General features: G+C 71.8%; 12 protein-coding genes. 5 read left to right on the forward strand and 7 right to left on the reverse strand.

The genetic code is table 11. The annotated features are described in order from the left end of the window. Positions 1–2: 2 nt before the first annotated feature. The gene (locus O7626_RS32065; RefSeq protein WP_278064746.1) at positions 3–797 is read right to left on the reverse strand and encodes an oxidoreductase; all 795 of its coding nucleotides are present in this window, start codon (positions 795–797) and stop codon (positions 3–5) included. Positions 798–1,016: 219 nt separating this feature from the next. Between O7626_RS32065 and acs the strand changes: the two genes are divergently transcribed. Beyond that, complete coding sequence (gene acs / locus O7626_RS32070; protein ID WP_278064747.1) at positions 1,017–2,984, forward strand: acetate--CoA ligase; 1,968 nt, start codon at positions 1,017–1,019, stop codon at positions 2,982–2,984. 405 nt (positions 2,985–3,389) lie between these two features. Then, positions 3,390–5,702, forward strand: coding sequence for an immune inhibitor A domain-containing protein (locus tag O7626_RS32075; protein WP_278064748.1), 2,313 nt, complete (start codon positions 3,390–3,392; stop codon positions 5,700–5,702). 120 nt (positions 5,703–5,822) lie between these two features. On the opposite strand, the gene O7626_RS32080 is transcribed toward O7626_RS32075, so the two are convergent. After that, on the reverse strand, positions 5,823–6,995 hold the full coding sequence (locus tag O7626_RS32080; protein ID WP_278064749.1) for a C45 family peptidase: 1,173 nt from the start codon (positions 6,993–6,995) through the stop codon (positions 5,823–5,825). 151 nt (positions 6,996–7,146) lie between these two features. Between O7626_RS32080 and O7626_RS32085 the strand changes: the two genes are divergently transcribed. Next, positions 7,147–7,314 (forward strand): hypothetical protein, encoded by a 168-nt coding sequence (locus tag O7626_RS32085; protein ID WP_278064750.1) that lies wholly within the window; start codon positions 7,147–7,149, stop codon positions 7,312–7,314. Beyond that, the gene (locus tag O7626_RS32090; protein WP_278064751.1) at positions 7,311–8,252 is read left to right on the forward strand and encodes an alpha/beta hydrolase; all 942 of its coding nucleotides are present in this window, start codon (positions 7,311–7,313) and stop codon (positions 8,250–8,252) included. Before O7626_RS32085 ends, O7626_RS32090 begins: the two co-directional genes overlap by 4 nt. A gap of 55 nt (positions 8,253–8,307) precedes the next feature. Here O7626_RS32090 and O7626_RS32095 read toward each other — a convergent pair whose 3' ends face one another. Next, positions 8,308–8,673 (reverse strand): hypothetical protein, encoded by a 366-nt coding sequence (locus O7626_RS32095; protein ID WP_278066414.1) that lies wholly within the window; start codon positions 8,671–8,673, stop codon positions 8,308–8,310. After that, on the reverse strand, positions 8,670–11,936 hold the full coding sequence (locus O7626_RS32100; protein WP_278064752.1) for an SseB family protein: 3,267 nt from the start codon (positions 11,934–11,936) through the stop codon (positions 8,670–8,672). The genes O7626_RS32095 and O7626_RS32100 overlap by 4 nt, the downstream gene beginning before the upstream one ends. Positions 11,937–12,148: 212 nt before the next feature. On the opposite strand from O7626_RS32100, the gene mycP reads away from it, so the two are divergent. Further along, entirely contained in the window at positions 12,149–13,363 is a 1,215-nt protein-coding gene (mycP, locus tag O7626_RS32105; RefSeq protein ID WP_278064753.1) for a type VII secretion-associated serine protease mycosin, read from the forward strand. Positions 13,364–13,578: 215 nt separating this feature from the next. On the opposite strand, the gene O7626_RS32110 is transcribed toward mycP, so the two are convergent. The 3 genes from O7626_RS32110 to eccB form a co-directional block, all read right to left on the reverse strand. Continuing rightward, entirely contained in the window at positions 13,579–13,875 is a 297-nt protein-coding gene (locus O7626_RS32110; RefSeq protein WP_278064754.1) for a WXG100 family type VII secretion target, read from the reverse strand. Between the two features lie 23 nt (positions 13,876–13,898). Next, complete coding sequence (locus O7626_RS32115) at positions 13,899–14,219, reverse strand: WXG100 family type VII secretion target (RefSeq protein ID WP_278064755.1); 321 nt, start codon at positions 14,217–14,219, stop codon at positions 13,899–13,901. 257 nt (positions 14,220–14,476) lie between these two features. After that, positions 14,477–15,877 (reverse strand): type VII secretion protein EccB, encoded by a 1,401-nt coding sequence (eccB, locus tag O7626_RS32120; protein WP_278064756.1) that lies wholly within the window; start codon positions 15,875–15,877, stop codon positions 14,477–14,479. Between the last annotated feature and the right edge of the window lie 14 nt (positions 15,878–15,891).

A 15,891-nucleotide genomic window follows, 5' to 3' on the forward strand; every position in this document is an offset into this window, starting at 1 on the left:
GGTCAGCCAATCTCGTCGCCGATTCCGGTCAGCCGGTCCGCGCCGATCTCCACCGCCGTGGCGTAGTGCCGCAGCCAGGAGCGGAGACCGTCCGGCGTACCGGTGGCGAAGGCGCCGGCCGCGCCCACGTACTCCGGCTCGCGTTCCAGGTGCCCCAGTTCCACCGCGATCAGGCCACGCGGGTCGAACCCGGTCGAGATCAGGGTCAACCGGGCGGCGGCGCGGGCCACCACCCCGGACGGGCCGGCGAAGGGCCGCAGCGCCAGTAGTTCCCCGTGTACGACGGCAGCCAGCACCACCGGCGACACCGACGTCCCGCCGGCGACCAGTCCGGCCAGCCCGTCCAGCCGGGCACCGAGCGCGGCCGGCACCCCGGACGCCCCGCCGCCAGAGCCGGAGCCGGAGCCGGAGCCGGGATCGGGATCCGGGGCGGGCCGGCCGAGCGCCTCCTCCGACACCACCCCCCGGGCGGCCAGGGTGTGCAGCCGGGCCAGCACCTGCCGGGGCGCCTTCGGCCACAGGTCGGCCAGGCCGGGCAGTGCTCCGGCGGCCCGGAGGGCACCCTGGAGTACCGGATCGGTGACGGTGCCGGCGCGGACCGCCTCGCGTTCGTGGGCGTACCCCTCCAGGGCAGCACTGGCGACCGCGGACCGCAGGCTGACCTCGGCCGCGACCTGGCCGCCCTGCCGGCGCAGCGCGCGGTGTCGCAGCGCCTGGTCGACCCGCTCGCGCGCCCGGCCGACGGCCGGCGCGACGTCGGCGAGGTCCAGCAGCGGGGCGAGCGGGTCGGCGGCCATGCTGTCAACCGTAGTTGCCGGCCGGTTCGCCCCCGGCGCCGAGCGCCGGAAAGCACGCCAACCAGCCAGCCGGCCGCCGTACGGGTGACCGGCGAGCGCCGGGACGCGGCCATTCGGCGCGTTGACCGGCGCGAGTCGGGCGGACCCCTCGCCCCGGCTACCAGGCCCGATTAACCTCCTAGCGAACGACCCTGACGCGACGCCTGAGGAGCCACCCACATGAGCGAGACTCTGGCAAACCTGTTGCAGGAGACCCGGCAGTTCCCGCCGCCGGCCGAGCTTGCCGCCGCCGCCAACGTGACCGCGGACGCCTACGACGAGGCGGCCGGGGACCGGTTGGCGTTCTGGGCACGCCAGGCGGGCCGGCTGGACTGGGCGCAGGAGTGGGGCCAGATCCTCGACTGGTCCAACCCGCCGTTCGCCAAGTGGTTCGTCGGCGGGAAGCTGAACGTCGCCTACAACTGCCTGGACCGGCACGTCGCCGCCGGGCACGGCGACCGGGTGGCGATCCACTGGGAGGGCGAGCCCGGCGACACCCGCACCATCACCTACGCCGACCTGCTGGCCATGACCAGCCAGGCGGCGAACGCGCTGACCGACCTCGGGGTCACCGCCGGTGACCGGGTGGCGATCTACCTGCCGATGATCCCGGAGGCGGCGGTCGCGATGCTCGCCTGCGCCCGGATCGGCGCCACCCACAGCGTGGTCTTCGGCGGCTTCTCCGCCGACGCGCTGACCAACCGGATCCAGGATGCCAGCGCCAAGGTGGTGATCACCGCCGACGGCGGCTTCCGCCGGGGCAAGCCGTCGGCGCTGAAGCCGACGGTCGACGACGCGGTCGCCAAGTGCCCGACGATCGAGCGGGTGCTCGTGGTCCGGCGTACCGGGCAGGAGGTGGCCTGGAACGGCGACAAGGACGTGTGGTGGCACGAGTCGGTCGAGACCGCCTCGACCGAGCACACCGCCGAGGCGTTCGACGCCGAGCACCCGCTCTTCATTCTCTACACCAGCGGCACGACGGCGAAGCCGAAGGGCATCCTGCACACCTCCGGCGGCTACCTGACCCAGGTGGCGTACACCCACCACGCGGTATTCGACCTGAAGCCGGAGACGGACGTCTACTGGTGCACCGCCGACATCGGCTGGGTGACCGGGCACTCCTACATCGTGTACGGCCCGCTCGCCAACGGCGCCACCCAGCTGATGTACGAGGGGACCCCGGACACTCCGCACAAGGGCCGCTTCTGGGAGCTGGTGCAGAAGCACAAGGTGACGATCCTCTACACCGCCCCGACCCTGATCCGCACCATGATGAAGTGGGGCGACGAGTTCCCGAAGCAGTACGACCTCTCCTCGCTGCGGCTGCTCGGCAGCGTCGGCGAGCCGATCAACCCCGAGGCGTGGATCTGGTACCGGGAGAACATCGGTCGGGGCGAGTGCCCGGTCGTCGACACCTGGTGGCAGACCGAGACCGGGGCGATCATGATCTCGCCGCTGCCGGGGGTGACCTCGACCAAGCCGGGCAGTGCGATGCGCCCGCTGCCGGGGATCAGCGCCGACGTGGTGGACGACCAGGCCAACCCGGTGCCGAACGGCGGTGGCGGTTTCCTGGTGCTCAGCGAGCCGTGGCCGTCGATGCTGCGCACCATCTGGGGTGACGACGAGAGGTTCGTCGACACCTACTGGTCCCGCTTCGACGGGCTCTACTTCGCCGGTGACGGTGCGAAGAAGGACGACGACGGCGACCTGTGGCTGCTCGGCCGGGTCGACGACGTGATGCTGGTGTCGGGGCACAACATCTCCACCACCGAGGTGGAGTCGGCACTGGTCTCGCACCCGTCGGTCGCCGAGGCGGCGGTGGTCGGCGCGACCGACCCGACCACCGGGCAGGCGATCGTCGCCTTCACCATTCCGCGTGGCTCGGTCGACACCGAGGGCGACGCGGGCGAGGCGCTCATCGCCGAACTGCGCGAGCACGTCTCGAAGACCCTCGGCCCGATCGCCAAGCCCCGGCAGATCATGCTGGTGCCGGAGCTGCCGAAGACCCGGTCCGGGAAGATCATGCGCCGGTTGCTGCGCGACGTGGCCGAGAACCGCTCGCTGGGTGACGTCACCACGTTGCAGGACTCCTCGGTGATGGACCTGATCTCGTCCGGGATGCGTTCCGGCAAGTCTGACGAGGACTGAGACCGGGCGGTCGCGGACCGCACCTGCCACATCACGATCGATGGGCGGACCCGCTGCGGGTCCGCCCGTCGCCGTCCGGGCCGGGGACGGAAGGGCTGGTCAGGGGGTACGCGTCGGCCCGGCCGCAGCCTCCCGCACCCGGTTGTCGGCCGGCGGTGCGGCTAGCGGACGTGGCACCGAAGACCGGGGTTCCTGCCGTGGCCGAATCGTGACATTCCAATGTCCGAAAATAGGTAACCGTTAGAATGCTTTCGCCCTGATTAGACGTAGATCCGACCACCCGAACGAGCCGTCTCCGACCCGTGACAGGGTCCGACCGATCTGCAATGGTGATGGTCGCGTCTGATGACAGTGCCCGCCAAGAGCCGGCCTGTCCTGTAACACTTCCACAAAGGAGGAGGACCTTTGAGGAGACGAGTCACGGCGGGCCTGGCGGGTGCCACGGCCACGCTGTTGGCCGCCAGCGCATTTTCCGCGCCGGCGTACGCCGCTCCGTCGGCACCAGCCCCGGTGGACCGGGAGCCCCAGGGTGCGGCCCACCGGGCCGACAACCTGCCCGACCCGCTAGCCGAGCAGCACCAGCAGGTTCGCCAGGAGGCGATCGCCGCGCTGCTGTCCGGCAAGGCCAAGCTGCAGACCCGCAACGGGTCGAAGGTCATCCAGATCAAGGCCGACCGGTTCGTCGAGTACCAGCAACCCCCGAAAACCGACCCGATCTTCAGCATCCTGGTGGAGTTCGGGAACCAGAAGGACCCCCGCACCGGCGGCACCGACGGCCCGTTGCACAACCAGATTCCGCAGCCCGACCGGGTGTACGACGGCGGGGCGACGGACGACAACAGCACCATCTGGAAGTCCGACTTCGACCGGCAGTCGTACCTCGACCTGATGTACGCCAAGGGCAAGGAGTCGATGGCCGACTTCTACCTGAAGCAGTCGGGCGGCCGTTACACGGTCGGCGGCGACGTCAGCGACTGGGTGAAGGTCCCGTTCAACGAGGCCCGGTACGGCAGCAACGAGATCCCGGAGTCCGACGGCTACTGGAACTTCGTCAAGGACACCGCCACCTCGTGGTACGAGTCGCAGGTCGCTGCCGGCAAGACCCCCGAGCAGATCAAGTCCTACCTCGCCCAGTTCGACGTCTGGGACCGGTACGACTACGACGGTGACGGCGACTTCAACGAGCCCGACGGCTACGTCGACCACTTCCAGGCGGTGCACGCCGGTGAGGGCGAAGAGGCCGGCGGGGGTGCCCAGGGCGCGGACGCGATCTGGTCGCACCGCTGGGCGGCCTTCCCGAACCTTCAGGGCAGCGCGGGGCCGGAGAACAACAAGGCCGGCGGCGTGCAGATCGGGAACACCGGCCTGTGGATCCGCGACTACACCACTGAGCCGGAGAACGGCGGCCTGGGCGTCTTCGCCCACGAGTACGGCCACGACCTCGGCCTGCCGGACTACTACGACACGGCAGGTGGCGACAACGGTGTCGGGTTCTGGAGCGTCATGGCCTCCGGCTCCTGGCTGAACCACGGCAAGCAGGACATCGGCTCCACCCCGGGTTACATGGACCCGTACTCGAAGCTCTTCCTCGGCTGGCTGAACTACTCCACCGTGGAGTCGGACAGCGGCACCACCTTCGCCACCCTCGGGGCGGCCGGCGACACCGACGGTCTGGCCCAGGCGGTCGTGGTGAACCTGCCCGACCAGGAGGTGACCACCGAATACAACACCCCGTTCGCGGGTGACTACGAGTGGTGGTCCGGCACGGGTGACGACCTGAACAACACGCTCACCCGGACCCTCGACCTCAGCGGGGCCAGCACCGCCACCATCACGGCGAAGGCCCAGTACGAGATCGAGGAGGACTACGACTACCTCTACGCGGAGGTGTCCACCAACAACGGCTCGACCTGGACCCCGCTGACCAACGCTCTGGTCGACGAGGGCGAGACCGGCATCGACGGCTCGACCGAGGACGAGTGGGTCGACCTGGCCTACGACCTGTCGGCGTACGCCGGGCAGACCGTACAGTTCCGCTACCGCTTCCAGAGCGACGGTGGGGTCTTCTTCGACGGAGCCTTCCTGGACAACATCGCACTGGTCGTCGACGGGGCGGCGGTCTGGACCGACGGCGCCGAGACGGTCGACCCGGCGTGGACGGCACGCGGGTTCAGCCGGTTCTCCGGCAGCACGACCGAGGTGGTTCCGCACTACTACATCGCGGAGTACCGGACCTACTACGGGTACGACAAGGTCCTCAAGACCGGGCCGTACAACTTCGGTTGGCAGAACAGCAAGCCGGACTTCGTGGAGCGGTTCTCCAACCACCAGGGCCTGCTGGTCTGGTACGTGAACCACGCGTACAGCGACAACAACACGATCACCCACCCGGGCTTCGGCCTGAACCTGCCGGTCGACGTCCGGCCCGGCCCGATCACGGTGCCCGGGGTCGGCAACATCACCAACCGGCGCAGCAGCTTCGACGCCACGTTCAGCCGGTTCGCCAAGCCGGCGCAGACGTTCCACCTCAACGGGGTGGCGACCACGGTGCCGAAGCTGAACCCGGTGACGGTCTTCAACGACTCGGACCCGAACCGCTACTGGTCGGCGCAGAACCCGATGAACTCGGTCAAGGTTGCCGGCACCGGCACCAAGATCGAGCTTCTGTTGGAGAACCGCCTGATCAGTGACCTGGCGATCATCAAGGTCAGCAACTGATCCGCTGATCCGGCGTACCGTCGGGGCCGGAGGCGCACAGCGCGCCTCCGGCCCCGCTCGCGTTCCCGGCGACCGCCGTCCGGACAGCCGAGCGGCGCGCTGCCGTCCGGGGTGCTGCGGTCAGAGGGTGGCCAGGTCGCGCCAGCCGTACCGGTGGCCGCAGGGCGGACCGGCCGCGATGCCGAGCCGGCGGTCGTCCAGGTCCAGCAGCACCGAGTAGACCGTCTCGGAGTGCTCGGCCCGCGGCATCCGCTCGTCGACGTGCCGGCAGATGGCCTGCGGCGCACTGGCATGGTCCTGGAAGAGCGCTGCGAGGTCCGCCTCGCCGACCTTGCCCTCGGCCGCTCTCGGCGCCAGCAACCGCCTGGCCCGCGCCGACCGGAACAGCGACGAACCGCCCCAGTCCTTGATCGTGTCGTAGACCGGCAACGCCGTCTCCAGGTGGTTGGCGTGCGTGAGAAACCCGTCCACCGGATGCAGCCAGCCGGCGTCCCCGGGCACCAGCTCCAGGTCGATCAGCTCGCCGCCGGCCTCCGCCGCCTGGCCGAGCAGCAGGTTGATCGAGCTGTTCCGGGTGCCCCGGAAGGCGGCCTTCAGCGCCTCGGAGAGGCTGTCCGCCTCCAGCACCGCCCGCAGCAACACGTGGTACGGCACGCCCGGCTCGACACCGGGACCGGGCAGTCCGTCCCGGTCACAGCCGAGCATGTTCACACAGACGCCGACCCCGGCCGAGTTCAGCCCGGTCTTGGCGACCATCCCCGCCTCGGTCAGGGTCAGCACGGTCAGCCCCTGCTCGTCCCGGGTGCACAGCAGCAGCATCACGTCACGCTGGTCGGGGTGCCAGTCCCAGTTCTGCCCGAGCAGCAGGTGACCGTTGCCGGTGTGCGTACCGAGCACCCCGACCGTCGTACACCCGCCGGCACCGGCGTCCGGCGGCGACTCCGCACCGCCCTCCCGGTGCCGGCCGTAGATCAGCTCGGTACGGGCGTTCAGCGCGTAGATCTGCTCGACCCGGGCCCCGGCGCCCTCGGCGACCCCGTCCAGCAGCTCGGCGACCCGGGGATGGTGCCGCCGGGTCGCCTCCCGGAAGGCCCGCCCGGCGGCGGCGACCGCCACCTCGTCCAGCCCGCCCTCCGCGCGGAACCGGCGCAGGTAGAACTCCAGGTTGGCGCCGATCAGGTCGCGGGCCGCCGCACCGTACCCGAGGCCGCACTCGGTGGGGGTGCCCTGCACCCGGATCAGCGGCACCGGCAGGTCGTCGTCGGCGTGGTCGAGCCGATGGTCGGAGGTCATCCCAGCACGCTAACGGGCCGCCCGATCGGCGTCACCGGCGTTATTCGGCCCTGTCCGGGATTCCCGGAACCTGCCCGGGACTACCCGGGCGGTCCCCTGTTCCTCGGATCGCGCCGGTTCCGTCCGGGGCCGCTGGCCCTAGGCTGTGGGCATGACGCAGCGAACCGGCCAGGTCAGCGAGGAGCGGCGCGGCGAGCGCAACCGGCACCGGCCCGACATCCGGTACGCCGCCGAGCGGAAGCAGCCGCACACCCGGGACGCCGCCGAGCGGAAGTCGCGGACGGCTGCCGCCGGATCCGCCACGGGCGGGCCGGAATGAGCGAGCGCGGCGCCGGCCGCAGCTCGATGGTCGACGAGTCCTGCGTGCTGGTGGACGGGCCGTGGACGCACCGCTTCGTCGGCGCCAACGGCAGCCGGTTCCACGTCGTCGAGGCCGGCAGCGGGCCGCTGGTGCTGTTCCTGCACGGCTTCCCCGAGTTCTGGTGGGCCTGGCACGAGATGCTGCCGGCGGTCGCCGACGCCGGCTACCGGGCGGTCGCGGTCGACCTGCGCGGTTACGGCGCGAGCGACAAGCCGCCCCGGGGGTACGACGGCTACACCCTCGCCGCCGACGTCGCCGGACTGATCCGGGCTCTCGGCGAACGCTCGGCCGTACTGGTCGGCTCGGGAGCCGGTGGCCTGATCGGCTGGACCGCCGCCTCGTTCCACCCGAGCCTGGTACGCCGGCTGGTGGTGCTCGCCGCACCGCACCCGCTGCGGCTGCGCGCCGGGATCTTCGCCGACCCGCGCGGCCAGTTCGCGGCGGCCACCCCGACGCTCAAATTCCAGATCCCCCGGTACGAGCACGTGCTGACCCGGGACGACGCGGCGCTGGTCGGCTATTTCCTGCAACGCTGGGGTGGGCCGCGCTGGGTCGACAGCCCCGGCTTCGCCGACTACGCGACGCGCTGCCGGGACGCGATGCGCATCCCACAGGCCGCCTTCTGCGCCATGGAGGGCTACCGCTGGGCGTTCCGGTCGGTACTGCGGCTGCACGGCTACCGGTTCGTCAAGCTGATGCAGAAGCCGCTGGTCACCCCGACCCTGCAACTGCACGGCGCGCTTGACGAGGCATCGCTGCCGCGTACCGCCCAGGGCTCCAGCCGGTATGTGGTGGCTCCGTACGAGTGGCGGCTGCTCGACGGCGTCGGCCACTTCCCGCACGTCGAGGCGACCGACCTGGTGCTGGGCGAGGTGCTGCGCTGGGCCAAGTCGTGACCGGCCCCGGCTCGGCCGTCGAGCGGGGACAGCCGGTGAGCGGGGACAGCCGGCGTCAGGCCCGGTTCTCGCGCAGGTCGGTGACCTCGGCGGCCGGCGCCCAGCCCTGGTAGACCCCGAAGTCGAACGCCTCCAGCCCCATCGCCTCGGCGACCGGCCAGCGCCCGCCGGTGTACTCCACCCGCAGCCAGTTGTCGTGCTGGGCGAGCACGATGAACGGCTGGCCCTGCCAGGAGCACCTGGTGCGGACGTAGACCAGTTCGCCGACCTCGGCCGCGGCCACCACCCGGACGTACCGCCCGGGGCGGACCTCCTCGAAGCCCTCGCCCGGTTCGGCCTGGTAGAGGCGTACCTCGTCGCCTGCCGGGCTGGCATCGTATTCCCGGCCGCGCCACTGGGCGACGTAACCGTCGCGCATCAGTCCTCCTCGGCCCGGCGCCAGACGGGTACGTCACAGTCCAGCGTCGCCACCAGCCGCTCGCTGCCGTCGGCCCCGATCCGGTGCAACTGCGCGCCGTGCGGCAGTCGTACACTGTCCACTTTGAACTCGGCCACCACGTCGCTGCTCTCGCCCGGCGCGAACCCGTTGCCCCGGAACGGGGGACGCTCGATCACCCAGCCCTCCATCGCCCGCATGGCAGCCTCGTTCTGCCCGCCGTAGGGGATCCGGTAGAGGCTGGGCCGGTACGCCGGCCAGCGGAGCACGTAGATCTCCCCGGCGTCCCGCTCGAAGGGCGAACCGGGATGGTTGAGGCCGAGCGCGGCGTAGAGCTTCGCCGGAGTACGCAGGTGTGCGACCTCGGAGGCCCGGTGCACGAATCCGGAGATTCGGTCGTAGCCACGGTCGAGATAGTAGGAGAGCTGGCTCGGCGCGATGGTCTTCTGCATCATCGTCGGCCGCCCCGGGTCCTCCCGATCCGGCGCGTACGTCGACCGGGGCGCCTCCTCCTCGGCCGGATCCTGTGCCGCCGGCTCCCCGGTGTCGTCTCCGAGACCCACCTCGGCGGCCCAGTTCGCCAGCGCGACGATCTGCCCGCCCGGCAGTTTCGCCCCGACCGGCGTGCCCGGGTTGACCGCGAACGAGTAGTTCTCGTCCGGCCACCGCCGGATCAGCTGGGCGAACTTGACCTCGATCGTGTCGATCGTCTCGGGCAGGTGGTCACCGAGTCGCTCCGCCGAGGTGAACACCACGACGTAGCGCTCCCCGTCCAGCAGCTCGGTACGCCACTCGAAGCCCTCCTCGCCGGGCCGGCTCCCCGACGCCGAGTTGTACGCCACCGGCAGCAGTACCCGGGCGAGCAGCAGGGTGGAGAGGAACGTGTCGGTACTGCCGTCGCCGGCCGCGTCGAGCAGGCTCCGCTCGACCTCGTTGGCGGGTGTGAACTCCGTCGGAAGTCGTCGGGCGGGAACCGGGTCGGTGACCGCCTGCGGCTGGACACCTTCGGCGACGCCGGATCCGGCGCCGCCGAGCCGCGGCGACTCGGTACCGGCGACACGCGGCGACTCGGCCCCGACGGAATACGGCGGTGCAGTGCCGAGGGGCTGCCGCGATTCGGTGCCGACGGGCTGCCGCAGCGCCGTGCCGGCGGGATCCCGCAGCTCCGTACCGGCGGGATGCCGCGGCTCGGTGCCGACGGACAGCGTCGTGTCCGGGCCGGCGTCGGGCGGCCGGTTGTCGACCGGCCCGGCCGGAACAGTCTCGGCGGGGGCCGCTGTCGGGCTGACCTGTCCGGCGGTCGACGGGCCGCTGCCGAACCGGTCGGCGACCTGGGCGCCGCTGGCGAACCGCTGGGTGACCTGAGGGCTGGCGACGAACTGTCCACCGCTGGACGGGCCGGCGGCGAACTGCTCGGTGACCTCAGGGCCGGGGGTGAACTGCTGGGTGGTCCCGGGAGCGACCGCGAACGACTCGCTCGGTGACGGAACGGCGCTGCCGGACGGATCCGCCGCGCTGGACGGATCCGCCGCGTCGCCGGACGGACCAATGGTGGCCTGCCCCCGCGCCGACCGACCGGCGGAGAATCGCTCGCTGACGGACGGGCCGCTGCCGAACCGCCGGGTCTGCGTCCGCGCGGTGTCGAGCCTCTCGGTGGACGGCGAGTCCGCCACCGGGGACTCCGGCCCGAACGACCCGTCGGGAAACGACTGGCCGGGCTCGTCGGCCGGGCTGCGGGCGGCGGGGGTGAACAGCGACGGCTCGGACAGCTCGACTGGCGGCGGGGTCCAGACCTCCGGAGCTGGAAGGTCCGACGGCGGCGCCTGTGCGAAGACCGGCCGCTCCTCGACCGGCCGCTCCTCCGGTGCCTGGCCCTGCACCGGCCCGATGACCCGGTCGGCCTCCGGGTCGGTGGGCCGGTTCCAGGCCGGCGGCGCCTCGACCGACGCACTTCCCGGGGACGGCCCGACCGTCCCGTTCCCGGGCGCAGCGACCGGCGACGGGCCGACTGACGAATTCGGGCCGACCGACGAATTCGGGCCGGCCGAGCTGCCGTTCGCGGCGCCCGACGAGGTGGGTCGGATCGCGCTCGCCGGTGTCATCCAGCCCGCCGAGGTGTCCGCCGAGATCTGGCTGCCGAAGTCTCCACCCGGTCCGCTCCCGGCCGGCGTCGGCGCGATCACCGGGACGGTGGCGGGGGTGCCGGGCGGCTGGACCTGAGACGGTTCCGGAGGCGGTGCCGGGGAGGGCGGGAACGGTGCCGGGTCGCTGCCCGGCGGTGCCGCCGGAGCCGGTCCGACCGTGCCCTCGATCGGCGGGGACAGCCGTACGGCCTCCCGCGACAGGTCAACGGTCTCCCCCGACAGTTCGACGATCCCCCGGGACAGCTGCACGGTCTCCCGTGGCCGCTCGGACGACGGGGCCGGGAACGACGACGGGGACGGGTATCCGGCCGTTGAATCCACCGACTGGAACACCTCGGCCGGGTTCCGGGCCGGCTCGGCCGGCCGGAACGGGCGCCCCGGCTCCGGTTCCGCCGGGCGGAACGACTCGGCCTCCACCGAACGGAACGGGTCGACGACCTCGCGCGACCTGCCGGGCGACCGCGCCGGCAGCCCGTCCCGGTCGGCCGGTCGCAGCGGGAGCGCGTCCGGGTCGGTCGGTCGCGGCGGAAGCGCGTCCCGGTCGGTCGGCCGGAACGGCAGCCCGTCCGGCTCCACCGCGCGGAACGGGCCGGCCACCTCCGGCTCCGCCCTCGGCGGCCCGTCGGGCGGGCGGCGCGGCACGGCGGCCGTCGCCCGGGCCCGGGCGGCCCGCTCGACCTGCTCCAGCCGGGCGCGGGCGCCCATGCTGCGGCCGGGTAGCCGTACGTCGCCACGGGAGAGTTGGGAGACGAACCAGGCGGGCAGATAACCCTCGATCGGCAGGCCCGGATTCACCGCGAGCCACCACTCGGGGTTCGGCCAGCCGGTGGCCAGTTCGGGATAGGCCGCCCGGCGGGTCGATCCGGCGTTCTCGGCGAGACACGCGCGCAGGGCGGCGGTGGACGTGAATGCGAGTACGTGAGTGCGACCGCCGGTGGTCCAGGTGCCCCAGCCCATCGGTGCGCGGCCGGCGAGCGCCTCCGCGGAGACCGGCAGCAGCAGATCGGTGCGGGCGAGAATGCGGAAGTAGAGTTCCTGGTCGCCCGCGCGGAGTGCGTCCCGCATCGCGGCCTCGGTCTCGGTGGCCGGCTCCCATTCGGTCACGGCCACCTCCCTCTCGCCGAACAGGCCACAAGCGTCGCGTACAACCTACAAGGTGGGGACCGGATGACAATGGTTGGCTGGCGGTGGATGCCCTCGACGACGATCCCCCGATAGCATCCGGTGCGCGGGTCCGAACCGATCGATCCGCACCCGATGGCGGACCGAACGGATTTCGGAGGCGACCGATGCCTGGCCGGAGGATACGACTCACGATGGCGGCCACCGTCACGGTGCTGATGGCCCCACCGATCGCCGCCGGTCCGGCCGTCGCGGCGCCGCTCGGGCCGCCGGTCGCCCAGCGGGCCCTGCCGGGCTGTGACGACAACACCCCACCCGCCCAGCCCATCACCACGCTGCCGTGGGCGCAACAGCGGTACGCCCCGGAGCGGCTTGCGCCGCTCGCCACCGGAGCCGGCGTGACGGTGGCGGTGATCGACTCGGGTGTCGACGACACGCACCCGCAGATGCGGGGACGGGTGCTGCGCGGGCGTGACTTCCTCGGCTCGGACCAGAACGGCAAGCGCGACTGCGCCCGGCACGGCACCGGGGTGGCCAGCATCATCGCGGCTGCTCCCCGGGAGGGGACCCCGTTCCGGGGCTTCGCACCCGACGCCAAGATCCTTCCGATCCGGGTGAGCGAGCAAAAAGTCATCGAGGGCAAGGAATCGGGCGACAGCGTCACCGTCGGTACATTTGCCCAGTCGATCCGCTGGGCGGTCGACAACGGGGCGGACGTAATCAACCTCTCCGTCGTGTACTACTCCGACAACCCGGCGCTCCGGGCGGCGGTCGAGTACGCCGTGCGGAAGGACGTCGTGATCGTCGCCGCCGCCGGCAACCTCAACCAGGACAAGAACCCCCGCCCGTTCCCGACGTCGTACGACGGGGTGATCGGGGTGGGCTCGGTAGGTGAGGACGGTGCCGTCTCGCAGTTCTCCCAGCGCGGCGACTACGTCGACCTGGTCGCCCCGGGCGGCGGCGTGGTGGTCGCCGCGCCGGAGCGTGGGCACGTGCTGGACAACGGCACCAGTTACGCCACCCCGTTCGTGACCGCCACCGCGGCACTGATCCGGCAGTACCACCCCGAGCTGGACGCGCGGCAGGTGGCGCAGCGCCTGATCGCCGCCGCCGACCCGGTGCCCGGCTCGGACCGGAACGCGTACGGGGCCGGGCTGCTCAACCCGTACCGGGCGGTCACCGACACGGCGGCGCCGGCCCGACGCCCCGAGGCCGCCGGGCTGCCGCCGCACCAGGTCGACCCGGCGGAGGTGGCCCAGGCGCAGCGGCGTTCGGTGGCCCAGGAGCGAGCGCTCTGGGTGGCCGGTCTTGCCGGCACCGTGGCGCTGATGGCGCTGCTGCTCGCCGTGGTGCTTCCCCGGGGAATGCGCCGCGGCTGGCGTCCCGCCGGGCCGACCTCACAGCCCTGACCGGCCTCCCCGGCGCGCTGTCGGCGGCCCCCCGGCGCGCTGCCGGCGGTGCCTCGGCGCGCTGCCGGCGGTCTCTCGGTGGGGCATCCCCGCCCCACCACCGTCGCCGAAGCTCCGCGAAGCTGCACCGCGCCGGTCCTGAGGCCGGGCAAGCAGATGCCCCGGGTGTGGCGCGTACGGATCACGCGGCAGCCCGGGGCAGTCTGGGTCGTGCGTCAGGGCTGGAACAGCCCGGTGTTCTTCTTCTCGGTGCTGAGGTAGTCCGCGGCGGACTCGTCCAGCGCCATCTTGATGTCACGCAGCATGTTGGACATCTCCTGCGCACCCTGACGCCACTTCGTCTGGCGCTGGTAGTACGCCTGCTGCGCCTCACCCTCCCAGGTGTTGACGAGCGGCGCCGCGTCCGACTCCAGCTGGTCGAGCTGCGAGTCGAGCGTGTTCAGCGCCTTCTGGATGTCCGCGCCAGCCTGCTGCAACGCGGCGAAATTGACGACAAGAAGGCCGTCACTCATCGGATCTTCCCTCCCCGGTCGAATCAGAGCGGCAGCGTCATGCCGCCGGCGTTGGTGGCGTTCATCCGGCTCGACGCCTCGGTGTCGGACGCGTCGTACTGCTGGCCGGAGGTACGGATCGCAGTTGCGGTCTCGCGCAGCGCACGGTGGATCTGCTCCTGGTTCTGCGCCCACTGCTGCTTGACCTGCTCGAAGGAGCGGCCACCAGCACCGCGCCACGCGCTCTGCAACACCTCGAGCTGGCCCATGAGGCCGCTCAGCATGCTCTGCAGCGACTGGTCGACCGACTCGAACTTCGTGGCGGTCTGTTCCATCACCGCGGCTTCTGCCTGCGTCTGGGACACCCCCGAAGTCACCCCGCTCCCTTAACTCGTCGTCTACCGGAGAAACCCACTGTGGACTTCCCGGCTCGTGTCCGCGTCCCGGTCGGGTCGCGGCACAGTTCGGCAAATTACTTCCGTAGCCGACGGTAGCGGGCCGAGGCAAGGCTTGGATACCCCTGCCGGCCACTCTGTGGACAGCGCCGTACCACGACGAACCAGACCTCCGGCTACCGACGGTCACCGACATTGTGCCGCACCATGGCGTTTCGCCGCTCGCCCTATTGCACGCCGGCCCGGTCGCGGGCCTTCTCCGGGTCCAGCGCCGGCCCGTCGGGAATCAGCGTGACCAGGATGCTCGGCATCCGTACCCGCTTGACGGCGCCGTAGCCGAGGTTGTTCAGCACCTCGCCGCTGGTGACCGGATGCCGCCGCCCCTGGTCGGTGACGACCGAGATGGCACCGCCGGTCGCACCCGGCGCGGCGGCGGCCTCGACCACCACTCCGCGCCCCGGTTCCAGCACCACCTGGTCGGCGAGCGTCCCGCCCCGGGGCGACTGGGCGGAGGTGGCGGGCGGGGCGGCGATCCCGGACATGTCGGCACCGACCCGGATGTCCTGCACCCCACGGTCGTCCGGCACGTCGCCGCAGACCACGCCGCCCTCCGCGGAAGCCATCTCCGGGGTCTCCGCCGGTGCCGCCGCGTCGTTGCCGGGCACCAGGTCGCCCTTCTTCGGCATCGCGCCGTACTGGCCCTGGGTGAGCTTGGTCTCGTCGCCCTGCTTCACGACATCGCTGGTCAGCAGGATGTTGGCCTGCACCTCGGTGATGTTGTAGAGGCCGTCGCGCTTCGCGACCGCGTACTGGCCGCCGCCGCCCTGCCGCTCGACCAGGAAGACCTCGCCGATCTTCGCACCCTCCACCGCGTCGGACGGCTCGCCCGCGTCGGGGATCCGGATCTCGCCCAGGTTCGTCCCGGCGGGCAGCGCGTTGAGCAGGGCCGGAGCCACCGGCACCCGCCGCTGGCTGCCCCAGGTGAGGGCGCTGACCACCAGGTCCGGATTCTCGATCAGGTGCCGGCGGTTGTGCCAGATCAGGAAGAGCTGCCCGTTGGGGTGCTCCGCCAGCAGACCCTCGTCGCCCAGCTCCCGGCCACCGGGCGCGGTCCTGCCGACCAGCAATGTCGACTGTGGCTGGGCGGCACCGCCGCCGCCGGCGCGCGGCTGGGAGCAGATCGTCCAGCCGCCGGAGACCAGCCGGTTGTGCGGGGCCAGCGACTCCGGCAGGTCGCGGATGCCGAGCGTCACGCCGCGCGGCTGGCCCTCCAGCGACTTGCGCGACACCGACACCGTCTTCGGCACCTGGCCGACGATGAGCAGCGCGGAGGTGTAGTTGAGCACCGGGTGCAGGGTGTTGTCGACGTAGACGTACTGGGCGCCGGACTCCTTCTCGACGATGACGACCGAGGAGTCCTTCCACTTCGTCGCGCCGCCGCCGACGAAGACGCCGTAGACCACCGAGCCGCCGATGCCGATCAGCGCGATCAGCAGGCTGGCCAGGGTCGCGCCGGCCGCCCGGCGGAACGGAGACTGCGCGGGATCGGTCTCCCGCATCACCAGCGCGCCCACCACCCGCTGGACCATGAACTGGTAGGAATGCAACTGGTCCTGCCTCGACGGCATGCGGGCCCCCTCTC

Source organism: Micromonospora sp. WMMD1102 (assembly GCF_029626265.1).
GTDB lineage: Bacteria > Actinomycetota > Actinomycetes > Mycobacteriales > Micromonosporaceae > Plantactinospora.

Coding starts and splice junctions, on each gene's coding strand:
- O7626_RS32065 (WP_278064746.1), bottom strand. CDS start 797: ATGGCCGCCGACCCGCTCGCCCCGCTGCTGGACCTCGCCGACGTCGCG.
- acs (WP_278064747.1), top strand. CDS start 1,017: ATGAGCGAGACTCTGGCAAACCTGTTGCAGGAGACCCGGCAGTTCCCG.
- O7626_RS32080 (WP_278064749.1), bottom strand. CDS start 6,995: ATGACCTCCGACCATCGGCTCGACCACGCCGACGACGACCTGCCGGTG.
- O7626_RS32085 (WP_278064750.1), top strand. CDS start 7,147: ATGACGCAGCGAACCGGCCAGGTCAGCGAGGAGCGGCGCGGCGAGCGC.
- O7626_RS32090 (WP_278064751.1), top strand. CDS start 7,311: ATGAGCGAGCGCGGCGCCGGCCGCAGCTCGATGGTCGACGAGTCCTGC.
- mycP (WP_278064753.1), top strand. CDS start 12,149: ATGGCGGCCACCGTCACGGTGCTGATGGCCCCACCGATCGCCGCCGGT.
- O7626_RS32110 (WP_278064754.1), bottom strand. CDS start 13,875: ATGAGTGACGGCCTTCTTGTCGTCAATTTCGCCGCGTTGCAGCAGGCT.
- eccB (WP_278064756.1), bottom strand. CDS start 15,877: ATGCCGTCGAGGCAGGACCAGTTGCATTCCTACCAGTTCATGGTCCAG.